The sequence below is a fragment of the Glutamicibacter sp. MOO4 genome, from assembly GCF_056934395.1.
The window spans coordinates 3,008,473-3,029,313 of sequence record NZ_CM167800.1; the positions used below are offsets into that span (position 1 = coordinate 3,008,473).

Below are 20,841 nucleotides of genomic sequence, written 5' to 3' on the forward strand. Positions count from 1 at the left end.
GCTCGAGCGAACTTGTCTGCAACAAGTCTTCGTTCACAATCATCTCCCACCGCACACTGTAACCGGCCCCCTGCTGGTAGATATGAGGATGGCACCATGGCTCAGGACAGCATTACGCCCCGAAAGATCATTCTGGATTGCGATCCAGGCCATGATGACGCGGTAGCCATGATCCTTGCCCACGGCAGCCCAGCCATTGACCTATTGGCAGTAACCACCGTGGCTGGAAACCAGACCCTAGATAAGGTCACCGCCAACGCGCTGGCCGTGGGAACTATCGCAGGTATCACCGGGATTCCATTTGCCGCCGGTTGCTCCCGGCCGTTGGTGCGCGAAGTTGAAACCGCAGCCGACGTTCACGGTGACTCGGGCATGGACGGACCAGAACAGCCCGAATCCACCATCGAGTTGGACTCGCGCCATGCGGTAGATGTCATTATCGATCTGGTGATGAGTCACGAACCTGGAGAAATCACCCTAGTGCCCACCGGCGCACTGACCAATATCGCCTTAGCTGTACGCAAAGAACCACGCATCGTTTCTCGTGTTCGCGAAGTGGTGCTGATGGGCGGCGGCTACCACACCGGTAACTGGAGTGCGGTTGCAGAATTTAACATCAAGGTTGATCCGGAAGCGGCCCACATCGTCTTTAACGAGAAATGGCCGGTAGTGATGGTGGGCTTGGACCTGACCCATCAGGCGCTGGCCACTGCCGAGGTCGTGGCGAGCATTGAAAACATCGGCACCGCCCCGGCAAAGTTTGTCCGCGAACTGATGGACTTCTTCGCTCAGGCCTACCGTGATCACCAGGGCTTCGACGCTCCGCCGGTCCACGACCCCTGCGCCGTCGCCTATGTCATTGACCCGCGGATCGTGCGGACCGTCAAGGCACCGGTGAACGTGGAACTGCGCGGAGATCTGACCTTAGGTATGACCGTTACCGACTTCCGCGCCCCAGCCGATGAGAACTGCAATACTTCGGTTGCGGTAGATCTGGACCATGACGGATTCTGGAACCTGGTCACCGACGCATTGGTGCGCATCGGTGAGGCCACACCCGGAAAGTAGAACAACTTGGCTCTAATGTGGGGCAAGTCAATGCTATTTGGGGCAAGACCTGCATAAACTGGTGTCACACGAAGATCAGGAGGCGTAATGGCAGGAAAAACACCACACCAGAACGTGACGTTCCCATCCTCGGGTGCGCAAGCACACGGCTACCTCGCAGTACCTGTTTCAGGCAAGGGCCCAGGGGTCATTGTCATTCAGGAATGGTGGGGAATAACGGACCACATTCGCGACGTGGCAGACCGTCTGGCAGCGCTCGGCTTTGTTGCGCTGGCACCAGATCTTTACGGCGGATCAATCACCCATGACGGGGAAGAAGCCGGGCAAATGATGTCCGAACTTCCCGAAGACAAGGGTGCAAAGCTACTGGCCGGAGCGGTGGATTACCTGCTGGCCAGCGAACATGTCACCAGCAAGAAGCTTGGCGCTATCGGTTTCTGCATGGGTGGCGGCTTTGTTCTGCAGCTCGCCGCGCAGCAGGGAGAAAAAATTGCGGCCGCCGTCCCGTTCTACGGGGTAGGTCAAGGTGTGCCCAACGATTTCTCCGGCGTACGCGCCGCGATCCAGGGGCACTACGCCAACTTTGACGAAATGTACCCGCCAGAACAGGCGCGAGTTCAAGAAGAACAGATCCGTGAGCAGTCGGGCGCTCAGGTGAAGTACTTCTATTACGACGCCAAGCATGCTTTCCACAATGACGAAAACACCGCGGGAAACTACGACCCTGAGCAGGCAGTTATAGCTTGGGAACGCGCCGTCGGCTTTTTACAGGATAAAGTGGCCTAAAGGCCATAAAGTGTTATCCATCACTTAACAGCATCACTCACAATAAAGGAGCACAATATGTCAGAAACCATCATCGTAGGTGTCGACGGTTCGGAAACCGCTCAGCGCGCAGCACGTCGTGCTGCTGAATTGGCATTGAAGCTCGACGCCGAATTGGTGGTCATCACCGCCCACGCATCGGATAATACCGAAGTTGTTTCCATCGGCTCCGATACCTGGATCCTGGATGACGCAGAGCAGGCTCGCAAGCTCGCACAGCGTGTAGCTAACGACGTGAAGAACGCCGTTCCAGGCGTGAAGATCACCGCTGCTGCCGGTCACGGCAAGCCAGGCGACGTTCTGATCTCCGACGCTGAAGACCGCAAGGCTTCGATGATCGTTGTCGGTAACGTTGGCATGAAGGGTCTGGGCCGAGTGCTTGGTTCCGTTGCTTCCTCGGTTGCTCACTCCGCACCGTGCGACGTTTTGGTTGTAAAGACCGACAAGTAAGTCCACTTCTGGCCTACTTATCAGGCGGGTACCGATTCTTCGGTGCCCGCCTGCGGTATTTAACCCGCTACAGCGTAGGCTTAAGGGGTGCAAAAACTTCGAATCGCCTACGCCACCGGCGTCACCCCCGGCAAATGGATGGATCGCTTCCAGGAGCGCTACCCGGACATGGAACTTAAAGCCTGGCGCCAGGACGAAGGATCGATTCTTGACCTTTTGGCCAACGACGAGGCCGACGCGGTCTTCGTGCGCTACCGCGGCGAGTCACCTAAAGACGAAACCCGCCATGTGATCCCGCTGTATGAAGAACTCGAAGTGGTCTGTGCAGCTAAAGACCACGAGGTTGAATACTACGAGGAATCCATCCCTGCCAGTGTGGTGGAAGGCTTTGCACAGTTAGACCTCGCAGACTACCCAGAAGCCGTGGGTGGCATCCCCACCGCCATGGAAGTAGTGGCCTCCGGCGCCCAAGTTTTGCGCGTTCCGCAGAGCATCGCGCGACTCTTCGCCCGCAAGGACGTAGTCAGCTGCTTCATCGAAGACGGTTCCCCGACCCAGGTAGGCATCGCCTGGCCATCATCGGTGGAAGACACCGTACTCTTAGAAGAATTTATTGGGATTGTCCGCGGACGCCGCGCTAACTCCTCCCGCCAAGCCTCGGTGCGCAACGAAGAACAAAAAGCCAAGCGCATTAACGACAAGGCGAAGCTGGACGCCAAGGTCAAATCCCTGGCCGCTGCCAAACGGCAAAAGGAACTGGCCAAGAAGCAGGCGCGAAGCAATGGTGGCAAGCCGGGGCGCTCAGGCGGATCCAAGGGTTGCAAAAAACGCTAGGAACCTCTCGGGTGCATGGGTAGAGTGAAGTCATGAAGCAATTTGATACGCTCGCGCTGTCTGCGCGTGGCCCAGCACTGATCCTGACCATCGACCAGCCCAAATCGTTGAACGCACTGGCCCAAGAGGTGGTTAATGACCTCGAAGCCTTTGTTGACTGGTTTGAAACCACCGGTTTTGAATACCGTGGTGTGATCATCACCGGAGCTGGCGAGAAGTCCTTTGTTGCCGGCGCCAATATCGTGCAGATGAATGCGATGGACGCCCAGGGCGCCTTGGCGTACGGACGCCAAATGCACGCTGTCACCGAACGGCTAGAAGCCTTGCAGGTCCCGGTGATTGCAGCGGTCAACGGCTTTGCCTTAGGCGGCGGCTGCGAGTTAGCACTGGCCTGTGACTTCATTTACGCCTCCGAGAAGGCAAGCTTTGGCCAGCCAGAAGTCACCCTAGGTTTGGTGCCCGGCTTTGGTGGATCGGTACGCCTGCCACGTCGAGTTGGCAACGCGCTGGCCCGCGAACTAATCTTCACCGGCCGACGGATCAAGGCCGAGGAAGCGTTGCGCATCGGACTAGCTAACCGTGTTGTCCCGGCCGAGGAACTGATCGATCAGGCGGTGGCTACCATCGAGGAAATTGCCGCTGTCGCCCCCACCGCCGTAGCCAATGCCAAGTCCGCGTTGGTAACCATGGATGCACTGAACACTCATGACGCACTCGTGGTGGAAGGCGAATCCTTCCAGCGTGCCTTTGCTACCAATGACTCGGTTGAAGGCCGCTCAGCATTTGTGGAAAAGCGCTCGCCGAAATTCCCGGGCAACTAGTGTGATGCACTACGGGCCGCACCCGGATCAATACTTGCAGTTTTGCCAACCAGAGCACACCACGGCCCAGGGGGCGGTGATGATCATCCATGGTGGCTATTGGCGTGAAAAGTACCGTGCAGATCTAGGACTGCCACTGGCTCAAGACTTAGCGCAGCGCGGGATCCCCGCCTATAACTTGGAGTACCGGCGTGGTCCGGGCAGTGCGGCAAAGATGCTGGCCGATGCCAAGTTGGCACTGGGGCTGATTAAAGAGGAAGGGCCGATCACCGTGATCGGCCACTCCGCTGGAGCCCAGCTGGCTTGCGTATTGGCTGCGAGTGATCCTCGGGTGTCGCAGGTGATCAGTCAGGCAGGAGTGCTGGACCTAGAGTGGGCCCGCCGGCTAGAGCTCAGCGACGGGGCAGTGGATGAACTGTTGGCCGATGCACCTATGGCTATGTACAGTCCGGTGGAATTATGGCCAAGTACCGCCCGTGTCGTAATCTTTCATGGGCGAGACGATCAAGATGTTCCAGTGAAAATTGCTCGACGGGCTGCCGACAAAGCAGCGGCAGTGGGGCAGGAGTATCGCTTCGCACTGTTTGCCTCAGATCATTACACTTGGATTGATCCGCACAGTAGCCAATGGGCTGCCTGCGTGGCCGCCTTGTCACCCCTGCACTATTGAAGGAGCAGCATGAACCCGACCGTGATCGGTGAAGCACTGGTCGACGTCTTGGCCTCCGGCATTACCCCCGCCCAAGAATTTGTGGGCGGAAGCCCACTGAACGTCGCGGTATCACTGGCTCGTTTGGGTTATCCCGGAACGCTGATCTCCCGTTGGGGTGCTGACGATAAGGGCCGCAAGATCGAGGTCTATCTCGAAGAAAACAACGTGAAGTACATCGGTGGCGCCGATGACGAGGCCACCGTCATTGCCCACGGTATCTTGGACCCGGCCGGCGGTGCGGCGTTCGCGTTTAACGCTTACTGGCAGATGCCAACCATCGGCCCTGAGTTGCCTCAAGATGTTGAGCTGGTGCACACCGGTTCCATCGCCACCCTCTTTAGCCCAGAAGAGCTGTTGCCGTTGCTCTCGGCGGCCCGCACTCACGCGACCATCAGCTATGACCCGAACCTGCGCCCCTCGTTGGTGACCAACCATGCCCAGACCGTGGCCGAGGTGGAACGCTTTGTCGCGCAAGCAGACGTGGTGCGTGTTTCAGGCATCGATCTAAAGTGGATGTACCCGATGCGTTCGGTTAAGGAATCTGCGCGAGCCTGGCTAGACATGGGCCCGGCCATCGTTGTGTCCACCGCAGGATCACGTGGGTCTTGGGGCATCGTCCGGGCCGGAGATGCTGAATTTACCGCGGAACCTGTGGAAGTCACCGACACCGTGGGCGCTGGCGATACCTTCACCGCGACGTTGCTGTGCTGGCTTGCCGAGCACGGCATGATCGGTGCATCCAACCGCGAAAAACTGGCCAAACTGCAGATCAACGAACTCTCGCAGGCCCTAGAATTTGCGGCCAAAGCATCGGCGGTCACGGTGCAACGAGCTGGCGCTAACCCGCCACGACGCGAGGAGCTCTAGGGTGATCAAGCTGATCGCCTCGGACCTGGACGGGACTATCGTTTCCCCGGACGGGACCATTTCCGAGCGTACTCGACGCGCATTCTTAGACGCTCGAGAAGCCGGAATCCAGATCGTTTTTGTCACCGGCAGACCCTTTCGCTGGCTAAGTCCGATCATCCAAGCCTTTGGTGGCTTAGGCACGGTGATCTGTTCCAACGGCGCGGTGCTCTACGACTTAGAACAAGACGAAGTGATCTGGTCACGCACGCTCAGCGCTGCTTTGGCACGTAAAGCTGCAGAAATCATTTTGCAGGTGGACCCGGAAGCTAGCTTTGCCGCCGAAACCACCAAGGGCTTGCACCTCTCGGACGGTTTTGCCGAACCCCATCACCGACTTGATGACTGTGCGGAATTGGATCTAGCCTCGGATGAAATTGATCAAGAAGGCATCGTTAAGTTCCTAGCTCGCTCAAGAAAACTGACGATGGATGATTTTTATGCTGCGGTGCAGCCTGAATTACATCAACTAGTATCAATCACTCATTCGGCTTTTGACGTTTCCCTTTTAGAGATGGCCCACGTGGATATCAACAAAGCCAAGACGTTGAACGAGTATTGCCAACGCTTGGGTATCACCCCTGATGAGGTTATGGCGTTTGGGGATATGCCCAACGATATTCAGATGCTCGAATTTGCCCAACATGGCTACGCCATGGCTTCGGGGCACCCGACCACGTTGGCTTGTGCCCGCTACCAAGCACCATCCTTTGCCGAGGATGGCGTCGCCCAAATCATTGAGGGACTACTGAAATGACTTTCGCTTTTGCACATCGTGGTGTCCGCACCGGGGATGAAGAAAATACGCTCATCGCTTTCCAGCGTGCAGCTGCCTTGGGCGTGACCCATTTGGAATCAGACCTGCATGCCTCAGCCGATGGCACCGTGTTCCTGTTCCACGATGAGACCTTGGATCGGGTCACCAATGCCAGTGGAAAATTTGTTGAGCGCACCGACGCGGAATTGGCTGACGTCCTTGCTGGCGGTCAGCCGTTATGCACCTTGGACGAGGTGCTGGATGCTTTCCCCGAAGCTATCTTCAACCTTGATGTCAAAGATGATCGGGTCATTGGACCCCTGGCGGAACTGATTGAACGCCGTGGGGCGCACGAACAAATCGCGATTGCCGCATTCCAAAGTGCACGCACCCACGCGGTGCAACACCTGCTCTCAGCACCCATCAAGCGCTCGCCGGGACGCCGGGAAATCACAGTGATGTGGATCAGCGCCCATCTTTTGGGTTGGGTATCCAAAAAGCTGGTCAAGGGGTACTGGGCCGTTCAGATTCCATTTAAGCTACACGGACTGCCGGTGGCTACCAACCGCTTCATTAAGGCCATACAGCGCGCCGGATCTCAGGTGCACGTGTGGACCGTCAACGACGAGCCAACCATGAGGCTATTGGTTGAACGCGAAGTTGACGCGATCATTTCCGATGAAGCTGAGCTGCTGATGAAGGTTCTGGCGTCACAGAAGTCCTGAGGCCTCTGAACTAGGCAAGATCCAGCGTTGCCAAAACGGCTGGAGCGTTTTCGCGCAACTTTTCATCGTTGGCATCCAGCAGTAGGCGTAGCCAGGTCTCGTGCTGAGACAGCGGAGCAACGAGGCGCGCTGGATCGATCAGATCGTAAAGCTCATCGGCAGTGCCATAGGCGGCAAACTGATCCAGGTAGGCGAACAAGGCCTGCATGACCCGCTCATCACCCGTGTCACAATTCCACGCCTCCGTCATTGCTTCAAGCGCAGTCTTCAACGAGGAGAATGGGTGGGCCCAGTGCGCTGATGACAAATTCAAGATGCGACCGTGTTCCCCAGCTTCACCGGGAACTACTACCTGGGTCAGATCAAAGTTTCCGTGCTCAAGGCTCAGCGGTACCGGTCCCTCGTGGAGTGTGGCGCAGGCGCTGGTGAGCTGATCAATGTGTCCAGCCAAGCGATCCGCGTGGGCCCCATCAATGTGCAGTGGGTGCTCTACTGGCAACGAAACATGCATCATGAGCGCTTGTTCAAACTGCTCTGGCAAGAACTGCGGATCCACTACGGTCACACCGGAGTCAAAAAAATCGTCTTCGCGGCCCATGAGGGCTACTTGGAAGGAACCCAAGGAGGACAACGCCATCTCCCAGTGCTCCACCGAGTCACCCAGATCAGCCAGGCAGTGGCCAAAGTCGGGGCAGAGCATGTAGCCGGCGCTCCGGTCAACAGCTAGTGGCATCACCACACGGTCGGGCAAAAACTGGCCGGCCGATACGGTGATCGCTGGCTCAGCGGCCAGCCCGGGCGCGTTGGCGCTGAAAATCAGATCAGCGGCGTCGGTCTTCACCGAGGCCTGAATCTGGTGCAATTGGGCAGGCCAGAATTCCGGGGGAGCGGTGCGCTTAATCCCGTAGGACTCGCAGGCCGAATCGATCCATGCGGCGGTCGACTCACGCCAGGTATCGCTGTTGAACAAATCTATCCACTGTGCCACGTTCTTATCGTAGTATGTCGATGCAAACGCGTTCACTTGCTACCGTATGGACTACGGCTAGTAATTTGCTCCTCTTTCGAAGGATTTCGATCGTGAACGCTTATCGACCTGAGTACCGACACCGTGATTACAAAGCCGTCCTCTTTGATCTGGATGGTGTAATCACCCCGACGGCCTTGCTTCACCGCAAGGCGTGGCATGAACTTTTCACTGCCTTTTTTGACAAATTTCCGGGCGTGGCCAGCTACACCGACAAAGACTATTTCAGCTTGCTCGACGGACGCCCGCGCTATGACGCGGTCCAAGCCACCCTTGCTTCTCGCGGAATAGAACTGCCCTGGGGCACCGTGGATGATCCTGCGGGAGAAGATACCGTCTGCGCCTTGGGCAACATGAAAAACAACAAGTTCACCGAAGTGCTGGTGCGCGACGGTATCGAACCCTATGCAGGTTCCGTGGCCTTCTTACGCCAGGTGCTTGACGCCGGGCTAGATGTGGCCGTCGTGTCCTCTTCACGAAATGCCCGGATGGTGCTTACCGCCGCGGGCCTTGATGAGCACTTCCCGCTGGTGATGGGCGGACAAGAAGCCGCTGCCCGCTCGCTGGCCGGCAAACCAGCTCCGGATACTTTCTTGGCTGCCGCCGCTGATTTAGGCTGGCGTCCCGAAGAGTGCGTGGTCATTGAAGATGCCACCAGTGGTGTGGCCGCGGCACGCGCCGGAGGCTTTGGGGTCATCGGCGTAGCCCGTGAAGATAACGAAGAAGAGCTGCTCGCTGCCGGCGCGCACTTTGTGATTGAAGACCTCGCCGAGCTGGCTACCGAAGATTCGGCACAAGCCTGGGATACCGATTCCTGGTCGCTGCTACGCGATGAGCAGCGCGACTCCGATGGGGCTCAGGACACCGTTTTCTCCCTAGGCAACGGCTTCCTCGGTGCGCGCGCAGCCCAGCTGGGGCTGGGGGACCAATCCGGGGGCACGTTCATCAATGGACTGCATGAGGCATGGGAGATCCGGCACGCAGAAAGTGCCTTCGGCCTAGCCGAAACCGGGCAGACCATGATCAGCGCCCCGGACTTCAGGACTCTTCGCGTTTTTATTAACGATGAGGCCCTTGAAGTAGGGCGTACCGAAATGCTGAACGATGAGCTGCGCCTGGACTTCCGCGACGGCACCCTGTGCGCACGCACACTGTGGCGCACTGCAGAAGGTCACCGGGTGGCTGTGATGTCTCGCAGCATGATTTCCTTTACTGACAGGCACCTAGCCCTTCAGGATGTCCACGTACGCCTGCTTGATGCTCCAGCACGAGTACTGGTGCAGTCTTCGGTGATTGGTTATAGCTCCCAGCGGACCGTAGCCTCCCCTGAAGAGACCGATGCCTCCAAGGCTGGCGTGCCCGATCCGCGCAAGAGCGAGGAGGCTAGCGTCAACGCGCTACACCCGGCCGGACACTCGGTGCATGGCTCCAGGCTTGGAGTCTCATACCAGGTTCCTGGTTCCGGGATGTCGGTGGCGGCGGTCGTCGAGCACCAGGTGAGCACCACAGGCGGCGCAGAGCAAGAACTGCTCATCACCCGCAGCAGCGCCGACGAGCGTGCTGATGAGGTCATCAGCGCCCGTCTGGAAGCAGGACAAGGAATCCGCGTCTCGAAGTTTGCGGTGTACAACTGTTCGCGCCGCCACCCGGCACAAGAAATGTTGCTACGTTCGGATCGAGCCTTGGACCACCTGGTAGCCCAGGGCATGGACGAGCACCTACGCACCCAGCGTGCGTTTATGGCGGACTACTGGGAACGCAGTGATGTGCTGGTGGATTGTGATGACACCAGCATGCAGCGCAAGATCCGCTGGAACTTATTCCAGCTGGCGCAAGCTGCCGGGCGTGCTGACGGTTTGGGCATCAGCGCCAAGGGCGTGAGCGGTAACGGTTACTCCGGGCACTATTTCTGGGATACCGAAATCTATGTAATGCCGTTCTTGACCTACACCAACCAACAGTGGGCCCGTAATACACTGCGTGCCAGAGTTGCGATGATTCCGACCGCCACACGCAGAGCCAGCATCATGAACGAAGCCGGCCTGCTCTTCCCATGGCGCACCATCAATGGTGAAGAGGCCAGTGCCTACTATCCTGCGGGCACCGCGCAGTATCACATCAATGCGGACGTCGTATATTCACTGAATCGCTATTTGAGCGTGATGGAGGACGACGAGTTCCTGCTTGCCGGCGGCGCCGAGATTCTGGTCGGTACCGCTCGCATGTGGGCGTCCCTTGGTTTCTGGCGTGGCCAGGAAGGCAACGAACGATTCCACATCCACGGTGTGACCGGCCCGGATGAGTACACCGCGGTAGTTAATGACAACCTGTACACCAATGTCATGGCCCGCTTTAACCTTCGCCGCAGCGCCCAGCTGCTGACCGAGCTCTCCCAGCGACGTCCGGCACACTACGCCAAGCTCGCTGAACAATTGGGTCTAGAAGCGGACGAGATTAGCCTGTGGCTCAAGGCCGCGGATTGCATGCATATTCCATATTCGGAATCGGTAGGCATTCACCCGCAGGACGAGCACTTCCTAAACCGTGAAGTATGGGATCTGGAAAACACCGGCCCGGATAAGCGTCCACTACTGCTGCACTATCACCCGCTGGTGATCTATCGCTTCCAGGTGATCAAGCAGGCCGATGCGGTGCTGGCACTGTGGTTGCGTTCTAGTGATTTCACCGCCGAGCAGAAGCTTGCCGACTTTAATTACTATGATCCACTGACTACGGGTGACTCCACGCTCTCGGCCACGGTGCAGTCGATTCTGGCTGCCGAGGTGGGTTACCGAGAACTGTCGTGGGAGTACTTTGAGCATGCGCTGAATGTGGATCTGGAGAATCTGCACGGCAATACCGGAGACGGGGTGCACGTGGCCTCCACCGGTGGTGTGTGGTCCGCGCTGATTTATGGTTTTGCTGGACTTCGTGATGATGATGACCGGCTCTGCTTTGACCCGCGTCTGCCAGAAAGCTGGCGTTCAATCAGTTTCTCGCTGGCTTGGCACGGCATGCGCATTGCAGTGCGCTTGGAAAGCGAATCCATCGAGTTCACGCTAGATGGGGCCCATTCGCGTCCCATCTGGGTCCGCGGTCAGCAGATAGACCTGATTCCTGGCGAGTCGATCACCATTGCGCTCGCCGACCAAGGCCCGGTACGCCAGGGACGTCCGACCTTGGAAAAGGTACTGGAAGTCCAAAGCGAGGCCGGAGTCGACCTGCCGCGCAAGGCTTGGTAGCACCTGTCGTTAGGCAAAAAAATGTGGCTAGAACCCGGGCGGGTTCTAGCCACATTTTTTGTACTCAGCTTTGAGCGTTGTTGTTTTACAGCTTCATGTCTTCCAGGGTGCGTCCCTTGGTTTCCTTGACCATGAAGATCACGAAGATCAAGGAGAGCAAGGCAAAGACCGCGTAGATGCCGTAGGCCAGAGCCAGACCAGCATCGGCAAGTGCCGGGAAGGTGGTGGAAACGATGAAGTTGGCGATCCACTGTGCGGCAGCAGCCACACCCAGAGCCATTGCACGGATGGAGTTCGGGAAGATTTCCCCGAGCAATACCCATACGGCTGGACCCCAAGTGGCACCAAAGCCGACCACAAACAGGTTTGCCGAAACCAAGGCGATGATGCCCCAGCTACCTGGCAGGGACACTGCGCCGTCGATGGTGACCGACTGAGCGAAGGCAATAGCCATCATGCCCAATGACAGGGTCATGATTGCCGAACCAATAGTCAGCAACAGCTTGCGTCCTAGAACGTCGATCAGCAGCACTGCCACGACGGTGGCCACCACGTTGGTGATCGAGGTGATCAGCGAAATCGTGAATGAATCCGATTCGGCGAAGCCTACCGACTTCCACAGCGTAGTGGAGTAGTAGAAGATCACGTTGATACCAACAAACTGCTGGAAGACCGAGAGCAAGATGCCAACCCAAACCAGTGGGTGGAAGCCAAAGCGGCCCAGCAGGTCGCTGAACTTCTGGCGACGCTCCACGTGCACGGTGGAACGGATCTCTTCGATCTTCTTTTCGGTTTCTACCCCTGGGTTCATGCCCATGTCGCGGGTTAGAACCGCAGCGGCCTCAACCAAGCGTCCACGCTCAACAAGGTAGCGAGGGGATTCTGGAAGTCGCAGAGCCAGCGCACCGTAGATCACGGCTGGGACTACCAGCGAGAGGTACATCCAGCGCCAAGCAGCCAGACCGAACCAACCGGTAGCGTCTGCGGAGCCCATAACGAAGACCAGCAGGGCGCTGATCAGGAAGGCTACGAAGATGCCAAGCACGATGGCCATCTGCTGCATGGTGCCCAAGCGGCCACGGTGGGCTGCTGGGGAGATTTCGGCGATGTAGGCCGGAGCGATCACCGAAGCGAAGCCCACGCCGATACCGCCGACGATGCGCCATACGATGAGGTCAGCTGCGCTGAAGCAGAGGCCACAGCCGATGGCTGAAATGATTAAAAGGATGGAAGCAAAGACCATGGTGCGAACGCGGCCTACACGTTCGGAGACCACACCTGCAATCCATGCGCCTAGAGCTGCGCCGAGTAGGGCGCAGGAAACAGTGAAACCGATGGTTACCGCGTTGAGCCCGAATTCGTGCTCGACAGCGTCCACGGTGCCGTTAACGATTGATGAGTCATATCCAAAAACGAACCCACCTAGTGCCGCCCCAAGGGCGATGAAGATGAGTCGCGCGGAGAGTTTTCCGTCTGATGTTGTCGCAGTCACAATGAGCCATGCTATCTGATTTAGGCGGGGTCAAAATCCGTAATTTTCAGTTTTTGATGGGATAACCATCACATTTTGGAAGGAGTCCTTACATGTGCCACTCAGAATTGACCTCCCCTGCTCACCTCTCGTGCCTAACCAGTAGGGAGATTGCAAAGAAAAGCCGGCCGGTGTCACGAGCAAACTCGCAACACCGGCCGGCCGAAAAATATTTTAAACTCTCAGGATTCCTTCGAAGTGTCAGCGAGGTCATTGCCACGCAGCTTCGCCACCGTGCGCATCAAGTGGAAGACCACCAAGGTAGCGATGGAACCCAAGGCGATACCACCAAGCTGGAACTGTCCAAAGGCAATATCACTGGTTACGGCAATAGCGATGATCAGTCCGGCGCCGGCAGTCATCAGGTTGATCGGATTACCAAAGTCAACCTTCGCCTCGATCCAAAGGCGCGCGCCAACAATACCGATCATGCCGTACAACACGATGCCCAAGCCGCCGATAACTCCGACCGGAATGGTGCCCACTAGTGCGCCAAACTTCGGCAGGAAGGCCAACGCCATGGCCACAATGGCCGCTACCCAGTAGGCGGCGGTGGAGTATACGCGGGACGCTGCCATCACGCCGATGTTCTCGGCGTAGGTGGTGGTGGCAGAACCGCCACCGAGTCCGGCAACAACGCTGGCCGCACCATCAGCCATCAGCGCGCGACCATTGAACTTCGAGAGGTCTCGTCCGGTCATCACACCCACGGTGCGTACGTGCCCGATGTTCTCGGCAATCAGCACAAAAACAGCCGGCAGGAACATCAATGCGGTATCAAGATGGAAAGTTGGGGTCGTGAACTGAGGCAGACCAACCCAACTGGCTTCACCCACGGCACTGAAATCAACCTGGCCCTGGACCAATGCCAACAGGTAACCAAGAACCAAACCAACCAGAATCGACAGGCGTCCAAGTAGACCCTTGAAAGCCACGGTAGCCAGTACCGTGAAAATCACCGTCAAGAATGTAGTCAGCGGGAAATCGGTCATCGGTGCCAGCGTTGCACTGGCGAGGTTCAAGCCAATCAGCGCAACGATGGTGCCCATAACTACCGGTGGCATCAAAGCGTGGATCCATCCGGTACCGGTAGCCTGCACAATCAGGCCCACCACAAAGAGCAGCGCGCCAGTCATGACGATGCCGCCAAGGGCACCAGCCATGCTATGCGACTGGGTGGTGGAAATGACCGGAGCGATCATCGCGAAGGATGAACCAAGGTAGCTAGGTACCTTGTTCTTGGTCATCAGCAAGAAAATGATGGTGGCCAAGCCGGTAAACAGCAAGGTAGTGGTGACCGGGAAGCCGGTGAGAGTTGGCACCAGAATGCTGGAGCCAAACATCGCCAGGATGTGCTGGGCACCAATGGAAATGGTTTGTGGCCAGTGCAACCGTTCTTCCGGGGCGACAACTTCGCCCGGGTTGATGGTCTTTCCGTTGCCGTGAATGCTCCAGCTCATACAATCCTCCAGATCGTGGCCCGCGCGTTTCAGACCGTAGAAAATTCTACTCGGTTCTGTCGTGCCTGATCGAAGAAGGCCAACTCATGTTCTGAAGATCGCACAAATGCCACCCTCATCCGCTCACGCAGAGCACCATCAGCCTGCTTCCACGCCAAACGCACCATGTTGATGGCCTGCTCGGTAGCTAGATCGAATTCTTCCGATGCGTAGGTGCTCAACCACTTTTCATAAGGGTGTTGATCGTGATTGGCCGCGGCTAGGCGCCTACCAATGTCTTGATATAGCCAGTAGCAGGGCAGGATTGCGGCAATTAGTTCCCCGTAGCTTTGTTTGGACGCCGCCAGGTGGTTCACATAGTTCAGTGTGATCGCACTGGGGTTTGGGGTACCTTCAGCAAGGTAACTGCGATGCAGCTGCAATTCGCCTTCCAAGATTGCACTGGACGAGCTAGCCCAGAAGCGTTGTGCTTCGAGATCTGGCGCCAAGGCACTGGCCTCGGCCAATACCTGAGCGTAACGCTTAAGATACAGGGCATCTTGGGACAGGTAGTACTCAAAGTCTGCTGAGGCCAGTGTCCCATCAGATAACTGAGTAATGAATTCCAACCCATCAATGGATCCGCGCAGTCCATCAATTTGTTGCCACCACTCTTGCATGGGATCTGCGTCGCTGAAGAAGTCTACAAAGTGGTTCACCGGGCCATGCCCGCTACCCACAGTGAGTTGATCGGCTGCGCCGATAGCGCGCACCAGATAGGCCTTGGACTTCTCAAGAGCCTGGACCCAGTCACCGTCGGTGGCGTAGATAGTAGCCAAGGCGCTGGAGAGGGTGCAGCCGGTGCCGTGGGTGTTTTTGGTTTGGTGTCGGGGGCTGCTGAACTCGGCCAGCACTCCAGTGGACCCAACTAGCGCATCGGGGCAGAAGTCTCCAGCCAGGTGTCCGCCCTTGGCCAAAACCAGAACGTCGTGCTTGGCGGCCAGTCGCTGTGCCTGCTCTAGGACTTGTGGCCATTGTGTGGCCGCTGGCTCGCGTAGCAAGCTTGCTAGCTCAAGTAGGTTAGGGGTGATGACGCAGGCGCGGTCCAGCAGTGAATCGAGTGCCGACTCATCTTCTAGTAATCGGTCTCCGCTCGTGGCTACCATCACCGGGTCTAGAACTACCGGCGCATCTACGGTATCCAGCCAGCTACTGACCGCGCGGATTACTTCAGCATTGGCCAGCATGCCAATCTTGATGGCGTCAATCTGTATATCAGCGCTAATGGATTCCAACTGGGCTAAGACAAAGCCGGGATCAATGGCTTGTACTGCGCTGACCCCTTGGGTGTTCTGCGCGGTTAATGCCGTAATCACGCACATGCCATAACCACCGTTAGCGGCAATGGCTTTTAGATCCGCCTGAATGCCGGCGCCACCGGAAGGATCAGAGCCGGCAATTGAGAGAATATTATTCACTGTGCCACCGTCCACGCTGAAACTAGCTGCTCGCTGGCCGTTTGTGGATCCTCGGCATTACAGATGGCACGAACTACCGCTAGGCCCGACCCTCCGCCAGCGCGAATCGCAGCTGCGTCCTGAGCGGTAATGGCGCCGATGGCTACACACGGTAGTTCGGTCAAGGATGCTGCACGGATAAAACCGTCAAGACCCAACGGGGTTGGGTGATCCTTTTTGGTAGGAGTGGCACGCACTGCACCAACACCCAAGTAGTCGATGACCTCTGCTTCGAGATTTGCCTGTGCCAGTTGTTCATCGGTGGAAGCGCTCAAACCGATGATGCCTTCGCCGATAATCTCTCGTGCAAGTCGCACCGGAATGTCTTTTTGCCCGATATGGATACCGTTGACCGCAGCTCCGGCAGCGCGGGCAGCTAAGAAGACGTCAATCCGGTCATTGATCAATAGTTTGGCTTTGCCCTTGGTTAGTTGGGCTGCAGCGCAGGACAGTTCAAAGAATTCGCGGGCAGTCTCATCCTTGGCCCGCAGCTGAATCCATTCGATGCCGCCGGCCACTGCTCCTTGGATAACTTCCAGGGTGGTGCGTGGAGTGCAGCTGGCGGTGTTGGCTACTAGGTAGGCGCCGATATTATCCATGGTTCAGTTCCTCGTACTTCAAAGTCTGTAATTCTTCGGGTTCCGTGGCGGCCAGCGCATCAATGAATGCCACGGCAAAGCTTCCCGGGCCGGTGCTTGCGGCCAGTGCCTTTTCGGCGGCCAGGCCATAAAAACCGTGGGCGGCAATGGAGGCTTCAAAGGGGTCCTCGTGCACCGCGAGCATGCCAGCGTTAAAGGCACCTAGTGCGCATCCGCCACCGGTAATTCTGGTCAGTCCGATGCCGTTGGTGTGTACCAGTACGGTACGGGTAGCGTCGATGATCGCGTCGGCTTCGCCGGAGATAGCAACAACGCAGCCGTGTTCTTGTGCCAGTTCACGTCCTGCGTCGAGGGCCGCCTGCACGGTATCTGCTGCGTCAACACCTCGGCCGCTTGAATCCTTGCCCGCCAAGGCGAGGATTTCCGAAGCGTTTCCACGGATCAAGGTGGGGTGTTCTTGAACTATGCGCCGGGCGAAGTCGGTGCGTACCGACAGGGCGCCGACGGCCACAGGATCCAATACCCACGGGGTGCCTGCTGCGCTCGCCGAGAGTACCGATTCTTCCATGGCAACCATTTGCTCGGTGCTTGGAGTCCCTAGATTCACCAGCACTGCAGAAGCAAAAGCAGCAAACCCGCCAGCTTCGCCAGGCAGATTAGTCATAGCTGGTGAAGCGCCGGAAGCCAGTAGGACATTGGCGGTGAAATTGGTGACGACGGTATTCGTCAGGCAAAAAACTAAAGGGGAGTGTTGCCGGTATTTTTGGGCAACGGTAGGCAGAGTCATGCGACATCCCTCCGCTAGCGTGAACTAGATCAGGTTCGACGGGTTTCATCTCAGTCGGCTTCTCCGACACCCCGTGTCACTGATTTAGAGCGTACGCAGTAGCAATGCCTAGAACAAATTCTTAACGTTCACGTCGCGCCACTAACGCTTTAAGTGTCGCCGCATCGACATGTTGCGCTGCCGCTAGCTTCCAAAGGTGGTCTACCGCCGCCACCAGATCTTCATGCTCTTCGATGGGTGTAGCGCGTTCATTAACTATCGTTCCGGCCCTGCGTCTTGAAGAAATGAGCCCTTCGGCTTCCAGCTCCTTATAGGCACGAGCGACTGTTCCGGCCGCTACCCCAAGATCTGTGGCCAACGCCCTGACCGTGGGTAGCTTGCTACCCGCCACTAATTCGCCGAGGTTAATCAGCGACGCGATCTGCGAACGGATCTGCTCATAAGGAGCGGTAGCCGCCTCAAGATCTACCGTGATCTGGGTGCTCATGCGCGCACGCTCGTGGTCAGGCGCGCCTTCGGGCGATTGACCACTAGTAAGGCGGGGATGCAGAAGAGCCCAACGCCTATGGCTAGCACCGCTGGCTCATCGGAAGAGACCAAGCCCGGCAAGAGGAAAAACGCACTGCAGAGCACTCGTAAGGCTCGGAACTCCAAGATTTGCCGATACCAGATTTCCTGTTCGTCCGTGAGGTCCCAAGGGACTGCGCAACGTCGGATCCACCAGAAGTAACCGGCCGCGGCTACCAACATTCCCAGGATTATTGCCGAAGTGACCCATGGCGAGAGTAGCTGTTGTGCCCCTGAGCTCAGTGTTTGTGGGGTGTAAAGCAAGATGCTCCCGCTGACGATGAACAGCGCTGCAATCGTGTACACCCAAACCGGAAGATTTTGGCTCTTCGGTTCAGAAAGTGCCCCCAGCTTTGCTCGTGAATGTGCATAGAGCGCGAAGCCGGCAGAGATTACTAGGTACAGGACTACCGCCGCCGCTGACCATGGCAGCGCAAAGGAAGCGCCAACAGCACGGGCTCCGGCTTCACCGAATGGCTCTGGCGTTTGACCAACGAGTTCACTGGCCGCAAGCCAGATAATCAACGCGGCGATAATCAAGAACGTATTCGCAAAATAGGATACGGATAGCGTGTGGCTGCGCATCCGGGCGAAGGCGGTGCTACGCAGGCTATTGGCCTCCGGTGCGGCATGCTTTGGAGCCCAGACGAATAGCACGAAGCCCAAAGCCAAGACGGCAAACATGGACACGTTGTTCCACCCGGAACTCAGAACCGGATCGGCGTAGGTGATTGCGGCACCGATGATGTTGGTCATCAGCCAACCACAATTTCGTAGCAACCGGTTGAGCCAAATTGAGCGTAGTTCTTGGTTTTGGGTTGCGGAGATCCCGGCTAAGGGCCTGCGTTTGAGGATGATTGCACTGATCACGGCAGTGGCCAGTAAAACCGCGAAAATACACAGCGCAAACAGTGGAGCTACTTCAGCGCCTGAAATCCACCCGGATGTGCTGTCCCATGTTGGCGCAACTGCGTCTTCGAAGTCAGCCGCTGAGGATTCAGTACTTTTGCCTTCAGGGATGTGGCCGGCGACCCGGGATATCGGCCACAACATGCAACATGCAAAGATTGCCAGTGAGCCAACTAGGGCACCTAGCTTACGTGGAAAGGGTGTGGTCAACGTGCGTGGTTCCAAAGATGCGACGCGAACTGAGCGCAGTTCTCCAGGCCAAGTAAACAACCCGATGACGTAGACCAAAGTCAGCCAACCGGCGGCACTCAGTGCAATGATGACGCGCGTTGTCGGTGACTCTGATGGTGCTTGAATGGACCAAACCCGAGATAGGTCGCCAGAAGTCGAGGCAAAAAACGCAATCAGGGCACACCAGAATGAATGTGATTGAGCCCTGAGTAACGCTGAGGATCCGCGGCGTGCAGCTACTGAGCGTAACCATAGGTAGATTACTGATGACGCAATAGCTATCGATAAGGCGCTCGCCGAGATCTGATCCATAGGTTTTAATGTATCAAACACTTGATACATAATGAATCTCCCTGAGAATTAATCGGTAGAAAATCTGCCAAGTAACGTACGCTCAGATCATGGGTCTGTTTACTTCCACTCCGTTGCCAGAACCGGTCGGCGATTCCGCTCCTCCGGTGGACGAGCATCCTTCACGTATCGCTTCGGTACTAAGTCATCTGCGCCGTTCAGCTGATACTCGAATCACCCACCCGCGTCGCTTCCGAATCCAACAGCTACGCGCACTGGAGAAGATGCTTGAAGAGCATCTTGATGACTTCCTGCAGGCATTAAACGATGACTTGGGTAAGAGTGCCACCGAAGCCAAATTCGCTGAAGTTGATGTGGTGCGCGCAGAGATTGATTTTGCGCTGAGGCATCTGGCCGAATGGATGGACAGCACCACAGTCAAGGTGCCACTGGCGCTTCAGCCGGCCATGGCCAAGATCGAGCCACGCCCCCTGGGTGTTGTCTTGATCGTTGGTGCCTGGAACTACCCATTGCAACTTGTACTCGCACCCCTAGTGGCCGCCATTGCAGCAGGAAATGCGGCAGTTGTTAAACCCTCAGAGCTTGCTCCGGCCACTTCAGGTGCCCTAGCCAAATTCCTTCCGCTCTACCTCGACGAGCGAGTATTTGCTGTCATTGAGGGTGGAGTAGATACGGCTACGGAATTGCTGGCGGCACGCTGGGATCATATCTTCTACACCGGCGGTGAACGGGTTGCGAAGATCATCGCTATGGCAGCGGCGCAACATCTGACCCCAACCACTTTGGAACTGGGCGGCAAGTCCCCAGCAGTGGTGGATAATCACTCTCCGGCTACCGCCAAACGTTTGGCCTACGCCAAGTTCATGAACGCGGGGCAGACCTGCGTTGCTCCGGACTACATCCTCTGCATCGGTGATGCTTCCGCCCTGGTCGGTCGCCTTGGCCAAGCCATTAACAGTTTCTACGGCAAAGAGCCGTTAACTCATCCTGACTTCGGACGCATCGCTAGCTGTCAGCATTTTGACCGCTTGTTAGCGATGCTGGAGCAAGGTGAGGTGGTGTTCGGCGGCGAGTACGACGAAGAGACTCTACGCATCGCGCCGACCATAATGCGCAATGTGGATCTTGAAGCCACCGTGATGACCGAAGAAATCTTCGGTCCGATTCTTCCGGTGATTGAGGTGCAGAGCTTCGAGGAAGCGTTGGAGTTCATTGCCCGACGTCCTTCACCGCTGGCCGCCTATCTGATGAGCGAGAGCCCACGACTGCAGTCGATCTTCTCGGATCGAGTGCGTGCTGGCTCCATTGTGCACAACGCTCCACTGACCCAAATGGTCATTCCAACTTTGCCATTTGGCGGGGTGGGAGCCAGTGGCATGGGCTCCTATCACGGCAAGCACGGCTTTGACCGACTTTCGCAAATACGCCCGGAACTCAACAAAACCACGGTGGTGGATACACTGAGCGCAATTTATCCTCCGTATTCGTGGGCTAAGCGAAAGATTATTGATCGCTTACTGTAGCGCGGTTCATAGCTTTGAGACTGGTCAGAGTGCTTGGATGGAAAGGTTGGATTTTTTCT

General features: G+C 57.1%; 19 protein-coding genes and 1 riboswitch. Of the genes, 11 read left to right on the top strand and 8 right to left on the bottom strand.

From position 1 onward, the window contains the following. Nucleotides 1-96: 96 nt before the first annotated feature. From uriH to AC1Z3F_RS14105, 9 genes are all read left to right on the top strand, one after another. Nucleotides 97-1,068, top strand: coding sequence for a uridine-preferring nucleoside hydrolase UriH (uriH, locus tag AC1Z3F_RS14065; protein ID WP_483566112.1), 972 nt, complete (start codon nucleotides 97-99; stop codon nucleotides 1,066-1,068). Nucleotides 1,069-1,155: 87 nt separating this feature from the next. After that, nucleotides 1,156-1,854 (top strand): dienelactone hydrolase family protein, encoded by a 699-nt coding sequence (locus AC1Z3F_RS14070; protein WP_483566113.1) that lies wholly within the window; start codon nucleotides 1,156-1,158, stop codon nucleotides 1,852-1,854. A gap of 57 nt (nucleotides 1,855-1,911) precedes the next feature. Next, nucleotides 1,912-2,343, top strand: coding sequence for a universal stress protein (locus tag AC1Z3F_RS14075; RefSeq protein ID WP_131089680.1), 432 nt, complete (start codon nucleotides 1,912-1,914; stop codon nucleotides 2,341-2,343). Nucleotides 2,344-2,430: 87 nt separating this feature from the next. Further along, the gene (locus AC1Z3F_RS14080) at nucleotides 2,431-3,177 is read left to right on the top strand and encodes a LysR family transcriptional regulator substrate-binding protein (protein ID WP_483566114.1); all 747 of its coding nucleotides are present in this window, start codon (nucleotides 2,431-2,433) and stop codon (nucleotides 3,175-3,177) included. Between the two features lie 32 nt (nucleotides 3,178-3,209). Continuing rightward, nucleotides 3,210-3,998 carry an enoyl-CoA hydratase/isomerase family protein gene (locus tag AC1Z3F_RS14085; protein WP_444612421.1) on the top strand — a complete coding sequence of 263 codons (789 nt, stop codon included), beginning with the start codon at nucleotides 3,210-3,212 and terminating at the stop codon, nucleotides 3,996-3,998. A gap of 34 nt (nucleotides 3,999-4,032) precedes the next feature. Continuing rightward, the gene (locus AC1Z3F_RS14090) at nucleotides 4,033-4,668 is read left to right on the top strand and encodes an alpha/beta hydrolase (protein WP_483566115.1); all 636 of its coding nucleotides are present in this window, start codon (nucleotides 4,033-4,035) and stop codon (nucleotides 4,666-4,668) included. A gap of 9 nt (nucleotides 4,669-4,677) precedes the next feature. Further along, on the top strand, nucleotides 4,678-5,577 hold the full coding sequence (locus AC1Z3F_RS14095) for a carbohydrate kinase family protein (protein WP_483566116.1): 900 nt from the start codon (nucleotides 4,678-4,680) through the stop codon (nucleotides 5,575-5,577). Nucleotide 5,578: 1 nt separating this feature from the next. Further along, on the top strand, nucleotides 5,579-6,373 hold the full coding sequence (locus AC1Z3F_RS14100) for an HAD family hydrolase (RefSeq protein ID WP_483566117.1): 795 nt from the start codon (nucleotides 5,579-5,581) through the stop codon (nucleotides 6,371-6,373). Beyond that, nucleotides 6,370-7,098: a glycerophosphodiester phosphodiesterase family protein gene (locus AC1Z3F_RS14105; RefSeq protein ID WP_483566118.1), complete on the top strand. Its 729-nt coding sequence runs from the start codon at nucleotides 6,370-6,372 to the stop codon at nucleotides 7,096-7,098. Before AC1Z3F_RS14100 ends, AC1Z3F_RS14105 begins: the two co-directional genes overlap by 4 nt. A 10-nt stretch (nucleotides 7,099-7,108) precedes the next feature. Here the strand turns inward: AC1Z3F_RS14105 and AC1Z3F_RS14110 are convergent, their stop codons facing one another. Continuing rightward, complete coding sequence (locus tag AC1Z3F_RS14110) at nucleotides 7,109-8,122, bottom strand: hypothetical protein (RefSeq protein ID WP_483566119.1); 1,014 nt, start codon at nucleotides 8,120-8,122, stop codon at nucleotides 7,109-7,111. A 56-nt stretch (nucleotides 8,123-8,178) separates the two neighbouring features. On the opposite strand from AC1Z3F_RS14110, the gene AC1Z3F_RS14115 reads away from it, so the two are divergent. Next, a complete protein-coding gene (locus AC1Z3F_RS14115; RefSeq protein WP_483566120.1) occupies nucleotides 8,179-11,367 on the top strand; it encodes an HAD-IA family hydrolase in 3,189 nt (1,062 codons plus the stop codon). 85 nt (nucleotides 11,368-11,452) lie between these two features. Here AC1Z3F_RS14115 and AC1Z3F_RS14120 read toward each other — a convergent pair whose 3' ends face one another. From AC1Z3F_RS14120 to AC1Z3F_RS14150, 7 genes are all read right to left on the bottom strand, one after another. Beyond that, a complete protein-coding gene (locus AC1Z3F_RS14120; protein WP_483566121.1) occupies nucleotides 11,453-12,859 on the bottom strand; it encodes a sugar porter family MFS transporter in 1,407 nt (468 codons plus the stop codon). A gap of 221 nt (nucleotides 12,860-13,080) precedes the next feature. Continuing rightward, nucleotides 13,081-14,358 carry a uracil-xanthine permease family protein gene (locus AC1Z3F_RS14125; RefSeq protein WP_483566122.1) on the bottom strand — a complete coding sequence of 426 codons (1,278 nt, stop codon included), beginning with the start codon at nucleotides 14,356-14,358 and terminating at the stop codon, nucleotides 13,081-13,083. A gap of 29 nt (nucleotides 14,359-14,387) precedes the next feature. After that, the gene (thiD, locus tag AC1Z3F_RS14130) at nucleotides 14,388-15,815 is read right to left on the bottom strand and encodes a bifunctional hydroxymethylpyrimidine kinase/phosphomethylpyrimidine kinase (protein WP_483566123.1); all 1,428 of its coding nucleotides are present in this window, start codon (nucleotides 15,813-15,815) and stop codon (nucleotides 14,388-14,390) included. Beyond that, entirely contained in the window at nucleotides 15,812-16,453 is a 642-nt protein-coding gene (gene thiE, locus AC1Z3F_RS14135) for a thiamine phosphate synthase (protein ID WP_483566124.1), read from the bottom strand. Before thiE ends, thiD begins: the two co-directional genes overlap by 4 nt. Then, nucleotides 16,446-17,240, bottom strand: a complete 795-nt coding sequence (gene thiM, locus AC1Z3F_RS14140; protein WP_483566125.1) for a hydroxyethylthiazole kinase — start codon at nucleotides 17,238-17,240, stop codon at nucleotides 16,446-16,448. The genes thiE and thiM overlap by 8 nt, the downstream gene beginning before the upstream one ends. Further along, a riboswitch (TPP riboswitch) is annotated at nucleotides 17,230-17,324 on the bottom strand. Its footprint overlaps the gene before it by 11 nt. Nucleotides 17,325-17,361: 37 nt before the next feature. Continuing rightward, nucleotides 17,362-17,727 carry a GntR family transcriptional regulator gene (locus AC1Z3F_RS14145; protein ID WP_131089701.1) on the bottom strand — a complete coding sequence of 122 codons (366 nt, stop codon included), beginning with the start codon at nucleotides 17,725-17,727 and terminating at the stop codon, nucleotides 17,362-17,364. Next, complete coding sequence (locus AC1Z3F_RS14150) at nucleotides 17,724-19,259, bottom strand: hypothetical protein (protein WP_483566126.1); 1,536 nt, start codon at nucleotides 19,257-19,259, stop codon at nucleotides 17,724-17,726. The genes AC1Z3F_RS14145 and AC1Z3F_RS14150 overlap by 4 nt, the downstream gene beginning before the upstream one ends. Nucleotides 19,260-19,348: 89 nt before the next feature. Between AC1Z3F_RS14150 and AC1Z3F_RS14155 the strand changes: the two genes are divergently transcribed. Beyond that, nucleotides 19,349-20,782 carry an aldehyde dehydrogenase family protein gene (locus AC1Z3F_RS14155; protein WP_483566127.1) on the top strand — a complete coding sequence of 478 codons (1,434 nt, stop codon included), beginning with the start codon at nucleotides 19,349-19,351 and terminating at the stop codon, nucleotides 20,780-20,782. Nucleotides 20,783-20,841 lie beyond the last annotated feature (59 nt).